The 15,933-nt window shown below is 67.1% G+C and carries 15 protein-coding genes and 1 riboswitch; of the genes, 11 read left to right on the top strand and 4 right to left on the bottom strand.

The features are described from left to right. Positions 1-103: 103 nt before the first annotated feature. The 8 genes from ACFQB0_RS01270 (at position 104) to ribH (ending at position 7,554) form a co-directional block, all read left to right on the top strand. On the top strand, positions 104-1,363 hold the full coding sequence (locus ACFQB0_RS01270; RefSeq protein WP_386726572.1) for a YihY/virulence factor BrkB family protein: 1,260 nt from the start codon (positions 104-106) through the stop codon (positions 1,361-1,363). Positions 1,364-1,372: 9 nt separating this feature from the next. Continuing rightward, a complete protein-coding gene (locus ACFQB0_RS01265; RefSeq protein WP_386726570.1) occupies positions 1,373-2,215 on the top strand; it encodes an exodeoxyribonuclease III in 843 nt (280 codons plus the stop codon). Positions 2,216-2,263: 48 nt separating this feature from the next. Then, entirely contained in the window at positions 2,264-3,274 is a 1,011-nt protein-coding gene (trpS, locus tag ACFQB0_RS01260; RefSeq protein ID WP_386726567.1) for a tryptophan--tRNA ligase, read from the top strand. Between the two features lies 1 nt (position 3,275). Continuing rightward, the gene (locus tag ACFQB0_RS01255; protein WP_386726564.1) at positions 3,276-3,797 is read left to right on the top strand and encodes a GNAT family N-acetyltransferase; all 522 of its coding nucleotides are present in this window, start codon (positions 3,276-3,278) and stop codon (positions 3,795-3,797) included. Further along, a riboswitch (FMN riboswitch) is annotated at positions 3,777-3,921 on the top strand. It overlaps the preceding gene by 21 nt. 81 nt (positions 3,922-4,002) lie before the next feature. Then, on the top strand, positions 4,003-5,112 hold the full coding sequence (gene ribD / locus ACFQB0_RS01250) for a bifunctional diaminohydroxyphosphoribosylaminopyrimidine deaminase/5-amino-6-(5-phosphoribosylamino)uracil reductase RibD (protein WP_386726561.1): 1,110 nt from the start codon (positions 4,003-4,005) through the stop codon (positions 5,110-5,112). Between the two features lie 2 nt (positions 5,113-5,114). Further along, complete coding sequence (locus ACFQB0_RS01245; RefSeq protein WP_386726559.1) at positions 5,115-5,804, top strand: riboflavin synthase; 690 nt, start codon at positions 5,115-5,117, stop codon at positions 5,802-5,804. Then, positions 5,801-7,087 (top strand): GTP cyclohydrolase II, encoded by a 1,287-nt coding sequence (gene ribA / locus ACFQB0_RS01240; protein ID WP_386726556.1) that lies wholly within the window; start codon positions 5,801-5,803, stop codon positions 7,085-7,087. Before ACFQB0_RS01245 ends, ribA begins: the two co-directional genes overlap by 4 nt. Then, positions 7,084-7,554, top strand: coding sequence for a 6,7-dimethyl-8-ribityllumazine synthase (gene ribH, locus ACFQB0_RS01235; protein ID WP_386726553.1), 471 nt, complete (start codon positions 7,084-7,086; stop codon positions 7,552-7,554). Before ribA ends, ribH begins: the two co-directional genes overlap by 4 nt. On the opposite strand, the gene ACFQB0_RS01230 is transcribed toward ribH, so the two are convergent. After that, positions 7,551-8,003, bottom strand: coding sequence for a DUF2269 family protein (locus ACFQB0_RS01230; RefSeq protein ID WP_386726551.1), 453 nt, complete (start codon positions 8,001-8,003; stop codon positions 7,551-7,553). The genes ribH and ACFQB0_RS01230 overlap by 4 nt on opposite strands. Before the next feature lie 203 nt (positions 8,004-8,206). On the opposite strand from ACFQB0_RS01230, the gene ACFQB0_RS01225 reads away from it, so the two are divergent. Both ACFQB0_RS01225 and ACFQB0_RS01220 read left to right on the top strand, forming a co-directional pair. Further along, on the top strand, positions 8,207-8,422 hold the full coding sequence (locus ACFQB0_RS01225) for a hypothetical protein (protein ID WP_386726548.1): 216 nt from the start codon (positions 8,207-8,209) through the stop codon (positions 8,420-8,422). A 110-nt stretch (positions 8,423-8,532) separates the two neighbouring features. After that, entirely contained in the window at positions 8,533-10,413 is a 1,881-nt protein-coding gene (locus tag ACFQB0_RS01220; RefSeq protein ID WP_386726546.1) for an ABC transporter ATP-binding protein, read from the top strand. Between the two features lie 100 nt (positions 10,414-10,513). Here the strand turns inward: ACFQB0_RS01220 and ACFQB0_RS01215 are convergent, their stop codons facing one another. Beyond that, positions 10,514-12,376, bottom strand: coding sequence for a phosphoenolpyruvate carboxykinase (GTP) (locus ACFQB0_RS01215; RefSeq protein WP_386726543.1), 1,863 nt, complete (start codon positions 12,374-12,376; stop codon positions 10,514-10,516). Between the two features lie 133 nt (positions 12,377-12,509). Here ACFQB0_RS01215 and ACFQB0_RS01210 point away from each other — a divergent pair, with 133 nt between their 5' ends. Beyond that, entirely contained in the window at positions 12,510-13,952 is a 1,443-nt protein-coding gene (locus ACFQB0_RS01210; RefSeq protein ID WP_386726541.1) for a helix-turn-helix domain-containing protein, read from the top strand. A gap of 10 nt (positions 13,953-13,962) precedes the next feature. On the opposite strand, the gene ACFQB0_RS01205 is transcribed toward ACFQB0_RS01210, so the two are convergent. Together ACFQB0_RS01205 and ACFQB0_RS01200 are read right to left on the bottom strand one after the other, a co-directional pair. Then, complete coding sequence (locus ACFQB0_RS01205) at positions 13,963-14,754, bottom strand: 3-hydroxyacyl-CoA dehydrogenase (protein WP_386726538.1); 792 nt, start codon at positions 14,752-14,754, stop codon at positions 13,963-13,965. A 3-nt stretch (positions 14,755-14,757) separates the two neighbouring features. Beyond that, the gene (locus ACFQB0_RS01200; RefSeq protein WP_386726536.1) at positions 14,758-15,933 is read right to left on the bottom strand and encodes a thiolase family protein; all 1,176 of its coding nucleotides are present in this window, start codon (positions 15,931-15,933) and stop codon (positions 14,758-14,760) included.

Genomic DNA, 15,933 nt, shown 5'->3' with positions numbered 1-15,933 from the left:
GTTACGATACGGTAACGGAGCGACTTCTCAACTCATTCGCGATGCGATCTCGCGGGCCTCGTCGATCCGCATGGCCTCCGTAGACGTGCTTTAGGCTTGCATCGTGGTTTCCGGCAGCGAGACACGTCGCGAAGACGACGACGGTCGGTCACGGCCGGGTCGCGGTCGTCCTGCCGAACGAGGCGACAGCCGATCGGCGGCGGCCGTGCCTGAGGACGCCGCGCGGAAGTCCCTGGACGTGCTCGGCGAACCGCTCCGGGAACACTTCGGCCAGCCGGTGCAGCGCGTCACGGAGCTGACCCGCAGAACGCTCGCGCTGTTCCCGGTACGCGTATGGCGCCATTTCCTCGCCAGCAACGGATTCCTACTCGCCGCAGGCATGAGCTACCAGGCGATCTTCGCGATCTTCGCGGCCGTCTACGTCGGATTCTCCGTCACCGGGATCTGGCTCGTGAGCCATCCAGACACGCTCGACGCGCTCGTCCAGCTCATCAACACCTATGTTCCGAGCCTGATCGGTCCAGACGGAGCCGTCGGCACCGACGAGATACAGGCGCTCACGGCGACGAGCGCGACCGTGCTCGGCTGGACGGGCGTCTTCGCCCTGGCTGGCCTGGTCTGGACGGCGATCGGATGGATCGATTATTCGCGCATCTCCGTGCGCAGCATCTTCGGACTCGAGAAGGACACCAGGGCCTATGTGCTGCTGAAGACGCGAGACCTTCTCGCCGCGATCGCCTTCGGTGCGATCCTGCTCGTCTCGGCCGCGCTGAGCGTCGCGAGCACGGCGGCGCTCGACTGGATCTTCGGACTGCTCGACATAAGCGACGACACGCTCGGGTTCAACATCGCCGTCAGCGCCAGCGGACTGCTCCTCGTCCTCGTGATCAACACCGGCGCTCTCGCGGCGATGTTCCGATTCCTCTCTGGCGCGGCCGTCGAATGGCGGCGCATCTGGGGAGGCTCGCTCTTCGGCGGGCTCGCTCTCGGCGTGCTGCAGGTGCTCGGCAGCACCCTCATCGGCAGTGCATCGAAGAACCCGCTCCTCGCCACCTTCGCGGTCTTCATCGGCCTCCTGCTGTGGTTCCGGCTGACCGGCATCGTCACGCTCGTCGCCGCGGCCTGGATAGCGGTGTCGGCCGGTGACCGAGGCGAGTCGCTGCGGCGAGTGACTCCGAAGCAGCTGGCCGCCGAGAGGCGCACGGAGGAACGGAAGGCTTTGCAGATAGCCGCGGAGGTCGGGCTGCGCGAGGCCCAGACAGAATACGACGACGCACGCTGGTACAACCGGTTCGTCGCGTCCCGGCGGCTCCGCAAGGCCCGGGAGAGACTCACCGAGCTGAATGACGGCGCCTCGACCTAGAATCGGTCTATGCCTTCCGCCTCCAAGCCGCTCCGCATCGCGTCCGTCAACGCCAACGGCATCCGCGCCGCCTATCGCAAGGGCATGGGCGACTGGCTCACCGCTCGCGACGTCGACGTTCTCGCTATCCAGGAGGTGCGCGCCGAGACCGACGACGTCGTGGGTCTGCTCGGCCCAGAATGGAGTGTGCTGCACGACCCCGCCACCGCCAAGGGTCGCGCGGGGGTCGCCCTCGCCAGCCGTGACAAGGCGACGATCCACCGGGTCGAACTCGGCGCGGTCGACTTCGACAGCGCGGGCCGCTGGCTCGAGGCCGACTTCGACGTCAATGGCAAGATCGTGACGGTCGTGAGCACCTATGTGAACTCCGGCGAGGCAGACACTCCCAAACAGGTCGAGAAGTACAAGTTCCTCGACGCGATGGTCGAGCGCCTCCCGCAGCTGGCCGACCATTCCGAGCTCGCCGTCGTGCTCGGCGACCTCAACGTCGGCCATCGCAAGCTCGACATCAAGAACTGGCGGGGCAACGTCAAACGCGCGGGGTTCCTCCCCGAGGAGCGCGCCTACTTCGACAGGTTCCTCGGCGCGGAGGGCGAGCCGGAGTACAACAACGGCGCCGGTCTCGGCTGGATCGACGTCGGTCGCCGCTGGGCCGGTGAGATCGAGGGGCCGTACACCTGGTGGTCTCAGCGCGGCCAGGCTTTCGACAACGACACCGGATGGCGGATCGACTACCACCTCACGACGCCCGCACTCGCGGCGAGGGTGGTCGGGTACTCGGTGGATCGCGCGGCTTCCTACGACGAGCGATGGTCGGACCACGCTCCCGTGGTCGTCGACTACGCCCTCTGACCCTCGCTCTCCGTCACGTTCGGGCTGAGACTCTCCGAAAGACCTTCTATGACCTTCCTCCCTCGCCTGTACTCCGGCATGCAGCCGTCTGCCGACTCGCTGCACGCCGGCAACTACATCGGTGCCATCCTGCAGTGGAAGAAACTGCAGTCCTCGCACGACGCCCTGTTCTCGGTCGTCGACATGCACGCGATCACCGTGCCGCAAGACCCGACCGAGCTGCGCGAGAAGACTCGCCGAACGGCCGCGCAGTACATCGCCGCCGGCATCGACCCCGCGAGCTCGACACTCTACGTGCAATCGCATGTCCCGGCGCATGCCGAGCTCGCGTGGGTGCTCAACACCATCACCGGCTTCGGCGAGGCCGGTCGCATGACCCAGTTCAAGGACAAATCGCAGAAGCAGGGAGCGGACGCGACCTCCGTCGGACTGCTCGCCTACCCGGTGCTCATGGCCGCCGACATCCTGCTCTACAAAGCGGATGTCGTGCCTGTCGGCGACGACCAGAAGCAGCATGTGGAGCTGACCCGTGACCTCGCCATGCGGTTCAACTCGCGGTTCGGCGACACTTTCGTTCTGCCCCGGCCGGTGATCCAGAAGGAGACCGCCCGTATCTACGATCTGCAGAGCCCCGGCTCGAAGATGTCGAAGTCGACGGATTCCACGGCAGGCGTCGTCTGGCTGCTCGACGAGCCCGGCGTGACCGCGAAGAAGATCATGCGTGCCGTGACCGACAACGATGGCGTCGTGCGCTTCGATCGCGAGTCGAAACCCGGTGTCTCGAACCTGCTCACGATCTTCTCCGTCCTCTCAGGACGGTCGATCGAGACGCTCGAGAACGAGTACGCGGGCCGGGGCTACGGCGACTTCAAGAAGGATCTCGCAACCGTCGTCGTCGACGAGTTCGAACCGGTGCGGGCACGCACGCTCGAACTGCTCGACGACCCAGCAGAGCTCGACCGCCTCCTGGCGATCAACGCAGACCGCGCCAGCGAGATCGCGGAGCAGACGCTCGCAACGGTGTACGAACGAATCGGCTTCCTGCGTAAGGTGCGTTGACGTGGAACCCGTCGTGCTTCGTTCCGATCGTCTCGTGCTCGACCAGCCGGTGGTGGCCGACATCGATCGCGTCGCCGAGTACTGCCGAGACCCGCTCTTCGAACGCTTCATGACCACGCCGTGGCCGTATACGCGGGATCACGCCGAGGGCTTCCTGTCCGAATATGTGCCGAACGGCTGGTCGACCGGGCGCGAGGCGACGTGGGCGCTGCGCGCAACGGACGAAGGCCCGCTGCTCGGCGTGATCGGCATCCGCCTGCAGCGCACGGACATCGGCTACTGGCTCGGAACCCCGCACCGGGGATCGTCCCCGACGACGGGAGTTTCAGCCGGTGGGCAAACTCGGCGCCCGGCCTCCTTGTGCATAACTCAGGCGGCTTCGAGCGCGCAGGATATATTTCCTCGCAGATTCAGAGGAGCTCAGGCGAGAGCACGGCCGCGGTCTCATCGGGTAGCGGAATATCCTCGGCGTCATGGCGTTGACCTAGAATCAGACAGAAGAAACGTGCTCCGGGGTCGGTGAGAGTCCGAACCGGCGGTGATAGTCCGCGAGCCCTGTCCGACACATCCACACGATGCATAGGACACGGTTGAGCCGGTGGAATTCCGGCACCGACGGTGAAAGTCCGGATGGGAGGATGCACGCGTCGCACGGATCTCGCCGTGCGACGGGTTCCGAGCACGCTCGCGACCTCCCGGAGTTCGTTGCCAGCAACGAGGACGGGATCATGGGTTACGCAACGGGACGGGACGAGGCATTGGTCGAGCGCGCCATGCGCCGCGCGATCGAACTCGCCGCGAACGGTCCGGCGCGAGGTGTCAATCCGCGCGTCGGCTGTGTGATCCTCGACGCCGAGGGAACGGTCATTGCCGAGGGCTGGCACCGGGGCGCTGGCACCGCGCACGCAGAGGTGGACGCCCTCTCCCGCCTTGCACCGGGTCGGGCCGCTGGCACCACCGCCGTCGTGACCCTCGAACCATGCAACCACACCGGACGCACCGGACCGTGCTCTGTGGCGCTCGTCGAGGCGGGTGTCGCGCGCGTCGTCTATGCTGCGAGCGACCCGGGCGAGCGGTCGTCAGGCGGGGCCGAGCGGCTGCGTTCGGCGGGCATCGCCGTGAGGGACGGCGTGCTCGCCACCGAGGTCGAGGAGTTGCTCGGCGATTGGCTCATCGCCGCACGGCTCCGCCGTCCCGTCGTGACGGTCAAGTGGGCTTCGAGTCTCGATGGCCGCGCTGCCGCTGCCGACGGTTCGAGCCGATGGATCACGGGACCCGAGGCGCGCGCCGACGTCCATCGGCGCCGGGCCGCCGCCGATGCGATCGCCGTTGGCACCGGAACGGTGCTGGCCGACGATCCCTCGCTCACCGCACGCGACGAGCACGGCGCCTTGCTGCAGGAACAGCCCATTCCCGTCGTGTTCGGGCGACGGCCGATACCAGCGGATGCCACGATCCGCCGCCACCCGCGCGAGCCGATGTTCTTCGACGGCGCCGAGTTACGCACGGCACTGCGCGAACTACACGGCCTCGGCGCGCGTTCGCTCTTCGTCGAGGGCGGGCCGACCTTGGCGAGCGCTTTCATCGCCGCCGGCCTCGTCGATGAACTGCTCGTCTACCTCGCGCCCGTGCTGCTCGGGGGGCCGCGGCTCGCACTCACGGATCTCGGCATCGCCTCGATGGAGAGCGCGCTACGACTGGAGATCCGTGCCGTCGAACGCCTCGGGGCCGACCTGCTCGTCGTCGCTACTCCCCTCCTGCACCCGCCGGTCGACGACGCAACGAACTCGACCGGCGATCCGACCGGGCCGATCGACGCATTCACGGAAGGAAACTGACCATGTTCACCGGAATCATCGAAGAACTCGGCCGAATCGAGCACATCGAGCAGAACGGCGACGCCGCCCGACTGACCGTGCGCGGACCCATCGTCGCCGCCGACGTCCGCCACGGTGACTCGATCTCGGTGAGCGGCGTCTGCCTCACTGTCGTCGACAGCACGCCCGAGAGCTTCACTGCAGACGTCATGGCCCAGACGCTCGCGATGAGCACCCTCGACCGGGCCTCCGTCGGAACCGTGGTGAACCTCGAACGCGCCGCGCAGGTGGGCGACCGACTCGGCGGGCACATCGTTCAGGGGCACGTCGACGGCACGAGCGAGGTGCTCGCCGTCGCAGAGGGCAGCGCCTGGCGCATCGTGCGGTTCAGCCTCTCCCTCGCGCACGCCCCCCTCGTCGTCGACAAGGGCTCGATCGCGATCGACGGCGTGTCCCTGACGGTCAGCGCCGTCGGCGGCGATCCGAACGGCGACTGGTTCGAGGTGTCGCTCATTCCCGAGACCCTTACCGCGACGACCCTCGGCGAGCGGGTCGTTGGCGATCTGGTCAACATCGAGACCGACATCCTTGCTCGTCATGTCGAGCGGCTGCTGTCGCTCGCAACCCATCGCAGCATCCCCTCATCGGTCTCCGCGCCCGACCTTCCTGCGGCATCGATCCCGCCTTCGTTCCCGACAAGGAGCCGCTCATGAGCCTCGCCACGATCCCCGAGGTGCTCGACGCCCTCCGCGCCGGCAAACCCGTCATCGTCGCCGACGACGAGGGCCGCGAGAACGAGGGAGACGCCATCATGGCCGCTGAGCTCGCGAGCCAGGAATGGACGGCGTGGATGGTGCGCAACACAAGCGGCTTCCTCTGCGCACCCATGCCGAACGAGATCGCCGACCGACTCGAACTGCCGCTCATGACCTCCGACAACCAGGACGCACGCGGCACCGCGTATACGATCACGGTCGATGCGGCCGACCGCATGAGCACGGGCATCAGCGCAGCCGACCGTGCGCACACCCTGCGCGTGCTCTCCAACCCCAGCTCGACCCCGGCGAGCCTCATCCGCCCGGGTCATGTGCTGCCGCTGCGTGCCGTCGATGGCGGGGTCCGGGAACGTGGGGGTCACACCGAGGCGGCCGTCGACCTCATGAAGCTCGCCGGGCTGGCACCCGTCGCGGTCATCGGCGAGATCGTCTCGGACGACGGCGAGATGATGCGCCTGCCGGGCCTCATCGAGCTCGGCGCACGAGAGAACCTGCCCGTCACGACCGTCGCCGCGATCATCGATTGGCTGCAGGAGTGGCACTGCGACGAGGAGCTGCCGACCGTGAGCCCGATCCTCGAGACCTCGCGCGTCACCTTCGAGGTGGAGACGACGGTTCCGACCTCGCACGGACCGTTCCGGGTGCGCGCCTACCGCGACCGTACGACGGGCGCCGACCACGTCGCCATCGTCTCTGGCACGCCTTCGTCCGAAGGAACACTCGTGCGCGTGCACTCCGAGTGCCTCACGGGTGAGGCCTTCGGGTCGCTCAAGTGCGAGTGCGGTCCCCAATTGAATGCGGCGCTCGACACGATCCAGCGCGACGGAGGGGTCGTCATCTACCTGCGCGGTCACGAGGGACGCGGGATCGGCCTCATCAACAAGCTCCGCGCCTACCGTCTGCAGGAAGACGGACTCGACACGCTCGACGCCAACCTCGCCCTGGGCCTGCCCGCCGACGCACGTGACTACGGCGCGGCCGTTGCGATCCTCGAAGACATGGGCATCTCCTCGGTGCGTCTGCTGACGAACAACCCCGAGAAGGTGCGTCAGCTCGAGGAGCGCGGCGTCTCCGTGAGCGAGCGCGTGCCGCTCGTCGTCGGAGTCGGGGCGCTCAACGAGTCCTATCTCGAGACCAAGCGTGACCGCATGGGACACGCGATCGACAACGGCCAGTTGGCGAATGCCGCCGACGAACTCTTGAAAGGACACGCCTCATGAGCGGAACAGGCTCACCCACGATCGACATCGACGGCACGGGACTCGAGGTGGTGATCGTCGCCGGCCAGTGGCACGACACCATCACGGAGGGCCTCATCGCCGGAGCGAAACGCGCGCTGGAGGCATCCGGAGCGTCGTACCGTCTCATGCGCGTTCCCGGCAGCTTCGAACTGCCCGTCGCGAGCAAGGCGGCACTCGAGGCGGGTGCCGATGCCGTGGTGGCCCTTGGCGTGATCATTCGGGGCGGCACCCCTCACTTCGAGTATGTCTCGGCGGCGGCGACGGACGGGCTGACGCGCGTCGCGCTCGACACAGGCAAGCCCGTCGGCTTCGGTGTGCTCACCCTCGACGACGAACAACAGGGACTCGATCGAGCAGGTCTGTCGGGCTCGAGGGAGGACAAGGGCGCTGAGGCCGCGGAGGCCGCGATCGCGACCGCCCGTGTCCTCGCCCGGCTACGCGCCTAGGGCTTCCAGACCATGAGCACGACTACGACCACCAAGAGCAGCGAGACGATGCCACTGCCGGCCGCGATCGCGCCATAGCCGCTCGGCCTACCTCCGGCGGCCACGGAGCCGTCAGCACCGTGCGATTCAGCGGCGGCCTTGTTCAGAGCCGGGACCACGAAGAACAGGTTGAGTCCGAGCGCTATCACGTAGAGGATGACCGACCAGAGGATCCACGGGGTCGTGAACGAGAGCCCGTACTTCTCATCCGCCATCCCCATAACCCCAAATCCGAGCACCACGACGAGCAGAGAGAGCAGACTGAAGATGTTCGTGGATTTCGCGAGCGTCGCCACCTGCTCCCTGTGGTCGGCGCGCAGGGCACGCAATGCCGTCTGCGGCAGAACGGCCATCGGACCGACGATGAAGACGGCTGAGACGACGTGCAGCACGTTGAAGACAGTTTCCATGTGTTCAGCCTAGCCATCACCCCTCCGCCCCGTCGTCACCCCCTCGAGACTGCGTGAATCGTCGTATACGGGGCTCTTTTCGACGATTCACGCAGTCTCGAGGAGGATGAAGAGCCCATGCGAGCCGGCGCGATACAGCCACACGCTCACAGCAGTCGTCAATATGAGTTGACACCAACCCACATGTCAATTACGGTTGACGCATGGTATCAGCCACGCTCCGCACCCTCGTCGCCGGCGCAGACGCCCAGGACCCCATCCAGGCGCTACGCGCGATCCGCTCGATGCGCCGCGAGATCGACCGCGTCGAAGCCATAGCGGTGCGCCGCGCCCGAGCCGCGGGAGCATCCTGGCGGCTCATCGCACTCGCGCTCGAGGTGAGCAAGCAGGCAGTGCACAAGAAATACGGTCGCGCCTGACCCGGTACCACGAGACGATCCGGCGGCCGGCCACACGGCGGATGCCAGACTCAGCCCGCTCGATTAGGGTTGACCTCGGCTTTCGGCCGGAACCACATCGAAAGGCACGCATGAGCAACGAAACCCATACTCGTCGTCGGTTCGGACGTCGGCCAGAGCAAGAGGTCGGCCCTCGTGCGACGTTCCGGCAGCTGCTGCCCTACATCTTCGAGCACAAGGCCGTGATGATCGTCGTCACCGTCTTGAGCGTGATCGGCGCGGCGACGAACCTCGCCCAGCCGCTCCTGGTCAGCCAGGTCATCAACGTCGTGCAAGCCGGCGATACCCTCGGGCCGCTCGTCTGGCTGCTCGTCGGACTCGTCGTGGTCTCGGCGGTCATCAGCGGCTACCAGCACTATCTCCTGCAGCGCACCGGCGAAGGTGTCGTGCTGTCGAGTCGTCGCCGCCTCATCGGGCAGATGCTGCGCCTGCCGATCTCGGAGTTCGACACCCGCCGCACGGGTGACCTCGTCTCGCGCGTCGGCTCCGACACCACTCTCCTGCGCGCCGTGCTCACTCAGGGACTCGTGGAAGCCGTCGGCGGCGCACTCACCTTCGTCGGGGCACTCATCGCGATGCTCGTGATCGATCCCATCCTGCTCGGACTCACCCTGCTCGTCATCGCGGTGTCGGTCGTGACCGTCACCCTGCTCTCAGCCCGCATCCGGGTCGCAACCCAGAAGGCGCAGACCAGAGTCGGCGATCTGGCCGCGAGCGTCGAGCGCGCGATCAGCTCCGTGCGCACGGTACGCGCCTCGAACGCCACCGAGAGAGAGATCGCCGCCGTCGACGAGGATGCCAAAGGCGCCTGGCACATGGGGGTGAGGGTCGCGAAGATCTCCGCCCTCGTCGTTCCCGTCGCGGGCATCGCCATGCAGGTCTCGTTTCTCGTCGTGCTCGGTGTCGGCGGGTTCCGGGTCGCCAGTGGTGCCATTACGGTGGCGAACCTCGTTGCGTTCATCCTGTTCCTCTTCATGATGATCCTGCCGCTCGGACAGGCGTTCGGCGCCGTCACCTCCGTGAACGCCGCACTCGGCGCACTCGGCCGCATCCAGGAGATCATCGATCTGCCCGTCGAGGATCAGTACGACCGAGAGATCGCCCCTCTCGCGATGACTGTGGGCGCAGCGAACGAGCTTGTCAACCCGGATGCCCCGGCGCTCGAGTTCGACGATGTGCACTTCGCCTATGCCCTTGCCCCGTCCGACGAGGCGGATCCCGCCGACGACGGTGCCGGCGAGCACGAACCGGAGCCGAACCCCACCGAGCGTCGGCCAGTGCTGCGGGGAGTGTCGTTCTCGGCCCCGCGCGGACAGCGCACAGCCCTCGTCGGCCCGTCCGGCGCCGGCAAGAGCACGATTCTCGCGCTCATCGAGCGTTTCTACGACCCGAGCCTCGGCGAGGTGCGGCTGGGCGGTCTCGACATCCGCACCCTTGAGCGCACGGCACTGCGCTCGCAGATCGGCTATGTCGAGCAGGATGCACCCGTGCTCGCCGGTTCGCTGCGCGACAACCTGAAGCTCGCGAGCCCGGACGCATCCGACGAGGAGTGCGTCGACGTGCTGCACGCTGTGAACCTCTCCGAGGTACTCGACCGCGACCCAGCCGGTCTCGACGCCCCCGTCGGCGAGGACGGCGTCATGCTCTCCGGCGGCGAGCGGCAACGGATGGCGATCGCACGGGCGCTGCTCGCGGCACCGCCCATCCTGCTGCTCGACGAGTCGACCTCGAGCCTCGACGGCGTCAACGAGCAGAAGATGCGCGCCGCGATCGACGCCGTCGCCGAGAATCGCACACTCATCGTGATCGCTCACCGACTGTCGACCGTGGTCGACTCCCACCAGATCGTCGTGCTCGACCACGGCCAGGTCATCGGCGTCGGAACCCACTCGGAGCTCGTCTCATCCACGCCGCTCTACCGCGACCTCGCCAAGCACCAGTTGCTGGTCTAGCCTTTTCCCGCGCGTCTCTCCCCGCCGCGATGTCCGATCCCAGGGGCGGCGACTTCTCGCCCCCGAAAAATCAGGCACCTCGATGGAACGGCGAACGGCTCTACTGCTTGAGGTGGTAGCGCAGACTCGCGAGCTCCGCGAGAAGCGCAGCCGGTACCTTGCCGTTGAACTGATCGAAGTAGTCCTCAGTGAGGTCGCACTCGGCCAGCCAGGACTCCTTGTCGACGTGGAACAGGCGCTCGATGGCATCCGGAGTCACATCGAGGCCGTCGAGGTTGAGCTCACCTTCGGCCGGCAGCACCCCGATCGGCGAGTCGACACCCTGCACCTCGCCCTCGATGCGACGGACGATCCATTCGATCACCCGCGAGTTGTCTCCGAAGCCCGGCCAGAGGAAGCTGCCGTCCTCGTCCTTGCGGAACCAGTTGACCTGGAAGACCTCCGGTGCGTTCGAGCCGAGGAGCTTGCCCATCTTGACCCAGTGCGCCCAGTAGTCGGCCATGTTGTAACCGCAGAAGGGAAGCATCGCGAAGGGGTCGCGGCGCAGCTCGCCGACGGTTCCCTCGGCGGCGGCCGTCTTCTCCGAGGAGATCGTGGCTCCCATGAAGACCCCGTGTTTCCAACTGCGCGCCTGGGCGACGAGCGGGACGTTCGTGGCACGACGCCCGCCGAACAGGATCGCGTCGATCGGCACTCCGGCGACATCCTCCCAATCGTCGGCGATCGTCGGGCACTGTGCAGCGGAGACCGTGAAGCGTGAGTTGGGATGGGCGGCCGGGCGGCCGGAGGCGGGAGTCCAGTCATTGCCCTGCCAGTCGATCAGGTGAGCGGGCGGCGTCTCGGTGAGACCCTCCCACCACACGTCGCCGTCGTCACGAAGCGCGACATTCGTGAAGATCGTGTTGCCCCACAGAGTGTCGACGGCCGTCTTGTTGGTCTCGATGCCTGTGCCGGGGGCTACTCCGAAGAAGCCGGCCTCCGGATTGATGGCATACAGCCGGCCGTCCTGACCGGGACGGAGCCAGGCGATGTCGTCGCCGATCGTCTCGACCTTCCAGCCGGGGATGGTCGGACGCAGCATCGAGAGGTTCGTCTTTCCGCAGGCCGAGGGGAACGCGGCGGCGACCTGGTATGCCTTGCCCTCTGGCGAGGTGACCTTGATGAGCAGCATATGCTCGGCCATCCAGCCTTCGTCGCGAGCCATGACGGAGGCGATGCGCAACGCGAAGCACTTCTTGGCCAGCAGCGCATTGCCACCGTAACCGGAGCCGTACGACCACACCTCGCGGGTGTCGGGGAACTGGACGATGTACTTGGTCCCGCTGCACGGCCACTCCACGTCTTCGCGTGAAAAGCCGTCGGAGTCGACGAGCGGGTAGCCGAGGCTGTGGACGGTGCGCACCCAGGCGTCACCGTCCTCGATCATGCGGTACACCCGATCGCCCATGCGCGTCATGATGCCCATGCTGAGCACGACATATGGCGAGTCGGTGATCTCGACGCCGAGCTGAGAGATGGGGCCGCCGAGCGGGCCCATCGAGAACGGCACAACGTACATCGTGCGTCCACGCATGCTGCCCGAGAACACACCGCGCAGTTCTTCGCGCATGTGCTTGGGATCGCGCCAGTTGTTGGTCGGACCCGCGTCCTCCTCGTAGGCGGAGCAGATGAAGGTGCGGTCCTCGACGCGCGCGACGTCCTCAGGATCGGTGCGCGCGAGGTAGCTGTTGGGACGCCATTCCGGGTTGAGGCGGATGAGCTTGCCCTCGGAGACGAGTTGCTTGGTGAGCTGGTCCGTCTCTGAGATCGAACCGTCGCACCAGACGATATCGGCCGGCTGCGTGATCTCGGCGATCTCCTTCACCCAGGCGAGCAGCCCAGGGTCCGTGGTTCCGATGGTCCGCTTCTGCGCGCGGGCCTGCGCCGACGACGCCGTGCCGACTGAGATCTCTGAAATGGTCATCTCCTCGCCTTTCCGTTCCACCACGTTATAAACGTGAAACTTATACTCTATGAATCCAGAATGCGCCACATTTCGAGGCAAGTACCCGTGGTTACGACGTTAAGAATCGCATTTCTTTCGCTATTCTTAAGCCATGAACCAACGCGGCTCCGATCTGGAGACACTCGGGCATCGAATCAGGCACTTCCGCAGCGAGCGCGGCCTGACCCTCGACCAACTCGGCGAACGGGCCGGAATCGCGGGCAGCCAGCTCTCCCTCATCGAGAACGGCAGACGCGAGGCCCGTGTCGGCACCCTTCAGGCGCTCGCGGCGGCGCTCGAGGTCGAACTCGTCGAGTTGCTCTCCGGCCAAGCACCGAACCTCCGGTCCGCCCTCGAGATCGAGCTGGCCCGCGCCCAGAGAAGCCCACTGTACGCGGCTCTGGGCCTGCCGGTCCTGAAGCCGACGCGGGGCATGCCGACGGAGTCGCTCGAGTCGCTCGTCGGTCTGCACCGCGAACTCGCGCGCCGGGCATCCGAAGCCATTGCGACGCCGGAGGAGGCCCGCCGCGCCAACACCGAGCTGCGCGAACGGATGCGCGAACGCAACAACTACATGCCCGACATCGAGGCTCTTGCCGAGGAACGCGTCCGTGCCTCCGGCCATACCTCAGGTGCGCTCACCCACCGCGAGGTGAGCATCATGGCGGAACAGCTCGGCTTCGATCTCATCTATGTGAACGACTTGCCGCATTCCACCCGCTCCGTGACCGACCTCGCCAACGGTCGTATCTATCTGCCGCCTGCGTCGATCCCCGGCGGTCACGGACTGCGCTCGATGGCGCTGCAGGCCATGGCGCATCGCCTGCTCGGCCACCAACGTCCCGCGAGCTATGCGGAGTTCCTCTGGCAGCGGCTCGAGATCAACTACTACGCGGCGTGCTGTCTCATGCCGCGCGAGGCATCCGTCTCCTTTCTGTCGACCGCCAAGAAGGAGAAGCGGCTCGCGATCGAGGACTTCCGCGATGCCTTCGGTGTCACGCACGAGGCGGCCGCACTGCGGTTCACCAATCTCGGCACCTCCCACCTCGACATGACGCTGCATTTCCTGCGTGTCAACGGCGACGGCGCCCTGCAGAAGGGATACGAGAACGACGATCTGCCGCTGCCGACCGATGTGACGGGCTCGATCGAGGGCCAGTACGTGTGCAAGCAGTGGAGCGCGCGCAACGCCTTCACGCACACGAACCGTACGACGGAGTTCTACCAGTACACCGACACACCGGCAGGCACTTACTGGTGCGCGACGCAGACCGGTTCGACGGATGCCGGCGAATTCTCGATCAGCGTCGGCGTGCCGTTCGCCCAGGCGAAGTGGTTCCGCGGGCGCGAGACGACGAACCGGGCGGAGTCGCGCTGCCCCGACGAGTCCTGTTGCCGCCGCGCGCCGTCGGAACTCGCCACCCGCTGGGCCGGACAGGCCTGGCCGAGCGCCCGCCTGCACTCCCATGTGCTCTCGCCGTTGCCGTCCGGTACCTTCCCCGGTGTCGACGATTCCGAGGTCTACGAGTTCCTCGAGGCGCACCAGAGCGAGTAGGGGAAGGGGATTAGTTCGGCTGCATCCGGATCGCGCCGTCGAGCCGGATGACCTCGCCGTTCAACATCGGGTTCTCAACGATGTGGAGCACGAGGGCCGCATACTCGGCCGGCCGTCCGAGACGCGAGGGATGCGGAACCTGGGCGCCGAGCGAGGCGCGCACCTCGTCGGGCATGCCCGCCACCATGGGCGTCTCGAAGATGCCCGGAGCGACCGTCATGACCCGGATGAGCGTCTTCGCGAACTCGCGGGCCAGCGGCAGCGTCATCGCCGCGACTCCGCCCTTCGACGCCGCGTAGGCAGCCTGACCGATCTGCCCGTCGAACGCCGCGACCGATGCCGTGTTGACGATCACGCCGCGCTCGAGGGTCTCCTTCTTCGCCGTACCGACCGGTTCGGTCGCCTGCATGGCCGCCGCCGCAAGACGGATCACGTTGAACGTTCCAACGAGGTTGACCCGGATGACGCGTTCGAAGTCCTCGAGCGGCAACGGTCCGTCGCGGCCGACGGCGCGTGCCCCCGCGGCGATGCCTGCGCAGTTGACGGCTATGCGCAACGGAGCGAGCGCGCTCGCCGTGTCGACGGCGCCGCGGACCTGGACCCCGTCTGTGACATCGGCCGGCACGAACACGGCGCGCTCCCCGATGGCCTCCGCCGCGGACACCCCCGCCGAGCCGGGCAGGTCGACGATCACGACGTGCACGCCCGCCGCATGGAGCGCCTCGGCGGTGGCGCGGCCAAGACCAGACGCCCCGCCAGTGACGAGTGCGGAGCAACGGGGCTGCGCGGAGTCGAGTCGCACGGCTCAGATCCTCTCGATGATGGTCGCGTTGGCCATGCCGCCGCCCTCGCACATGGTTTGCAGGCCGTAGCGCCCCCCGGTCGCCTCGAGGTGGTTGACGAGGGTGGCGAGAAGACGCGTGCCCGAGGAACCGAGGGCGTGCCCGAGCGCGATGGCTCCCCCGAGCGGATTGAGACGGGCAGGATCGGCGTCGAACTCGCGTCGCCACAGCAGCGGGACGGGAGCGAAGGCCTCGTTGACCTCATAGGCGTCGATGTCGGCGAGACGCAGCCCCGAGCGGTCGAGCACGGCACGAGTCACCGGCAGCACGCCGGTGAGCATGAGCAACGGATCGCTGCCGGCCACGGCGAAGCTGTGGAACCGGGCACGCGGTGCGAGCCCGAGACTCGCTGCCCGCTCGGAGCTCATGATGAGCGCGGCGGAGGCGGCATCCGTCAGCGGTGAGGAGTTGCCCGGCGTGATCAGCCAGCCGATCTCGGGAAAACGCGCTGCGAGTCGATCTGTGCGGAACGACGGCGCTAGCCCTGCGAGGCGTTCGGGCGTCGTGCCGGCTCGCACGGTCTCGTCGACGAGGGAGTCGACCCCCTCGACTGCGACGATCTCCCGGTCGAAGGCACCACGCCGGACCGCGGATGCCGCCCGCTCGTGGGACTCGGCCGAGAACGCGTCGAGCTCCTCACGAGTGAACCCATTGCGAGCGGCGATGAGTTCCGCGGAGACGCCCTGGCCGACGAGTCCGTCGGGATAGCGGGTCGCGAGCCGTTCACCGTAGGGGTTCTGCCCGGCGATAGACGACCCGAGCGGGACCCGGCTCATCGACTCGACGCCGCACGCGACGACGATGTCGTACGCGCCGGCGAGCACGCCCTGGGCCGCGAACGCCGCCGCCTGCTGGCTCGAACCGCATTGCCTGTCGATCGTGGTGCCTGGCACGCTGTGCGGAAAACCGGCGGCGAGTACGGCGCTACGCACCGTGTTGTAGCTCTGCTCGCCGATCTGGCTGACGCATCCGCCGATGACGTCGTCGATCAGCACAGGATCGAGTCCGTTCCGCCCGACGACAGCGGTCAGCACTCCGGCGAGCAGGTCCACCGGATGCACGCCTGAGAGCAGCCCGCCCGGCTTGCCGCGCCCGCTCGGGGTGCGCACCACGTCGACGATGACGGCTTCTCTGCTCAT

Source organism: Luethyella okanaganae (genome assembly GCF_042660285.1).
Taxonomy (GTDB): Bacteria; Actinomycetota; Actinomycetes; order Actinomycetales; family Microbacteriaceae; genus Luethyella; species Luethyella okanaganae.
Note: the sequence above shows the minus strand (reverse complement) of the source record. Positions and strands in the feature narration are given on the sequence as shown.

Coding starts and splice junctions, on each gene's coding strand:
- ACFQB0_RS01265 (WP_386726570.1), top strand. CDS start 1,373: ATGCCTTCCGCCTCCAAGCCGCTCCGCATCGCGTCCGTCAACGCCAAC.
- trpS (WP_386726567.1), top strand. CDS start 2,264: ATGACCTTCCTCCCTCGCCTGTACTCCGGCATGCAGCCGTCTGCCGAC.
- ribD (WP_386726561.1), top strand. CDS start 4,003: ATGGGTTACGCAACGGGACGGGACGAGGCATTGGTCGAGCGCGCCATG.
- ACFQB0_RS01245 (WP_386726559.1), top strand. CDS start 5,115: ATGTTCACCGGAATCATCGAAGAACTCGGCCGAATCGAGCACATCGAG.
- ribA (WP_386726556.1), top strand. CDS start 5,801: ATGAGCCTCGCCACGATCCCCGAGGTGCTCGACGCCCTCCGCGCCGGC.
- ribH (WP_386726553.1), top strand. CDS start 7,084: ATGAGCGGAACAGGCTCACCCACGATCGACATCGACGGCACGGGACTC.
- ACFQB0_RS01230 (WP_386726551.1), bottom strand. CDS start 8,003: ATGGAAACTGTCTTCAACGTGCTGCACGTCGTCTCAGCCGTCTTCATC.
- ACFQB0_RS01225 (WP_386726548.1), top strand. CDS start 8,207: ATGGTATCAGCCACGCTCCGCACCCTCGTCGCCGGCGCAGACGCCCAG.
- ACFQB0_RS01220 (WP_386726546.1), top strand. CDS start 8,533: ATGAGCAACGAAACCCATACTCGTCGTCGGTTCGGACGTCGGCCAGAG.
- ACFQB0_RS01215 (WP_386726543.1), bottom strand. CDS start 12,376: ATGACCATTTCAGAGATCTCAGTCGGCACGGCGTCGTCGGCGCAGGCC.
- ACFQB0_RS01210 (WP_386726541.1), top strand. CDS start 12,510: ATGAACCAACGCGGCTCCGATCTGGAGACACTCGGGCATCGAATCAGG.
- ACFQB0_RS01200 (WP_386726536.1), bottom strand. CDS start 15,933: ATGAGCAGAGAAGCCGTCATCGTCGACGTGGTGCGCACCCCGAGCGGG.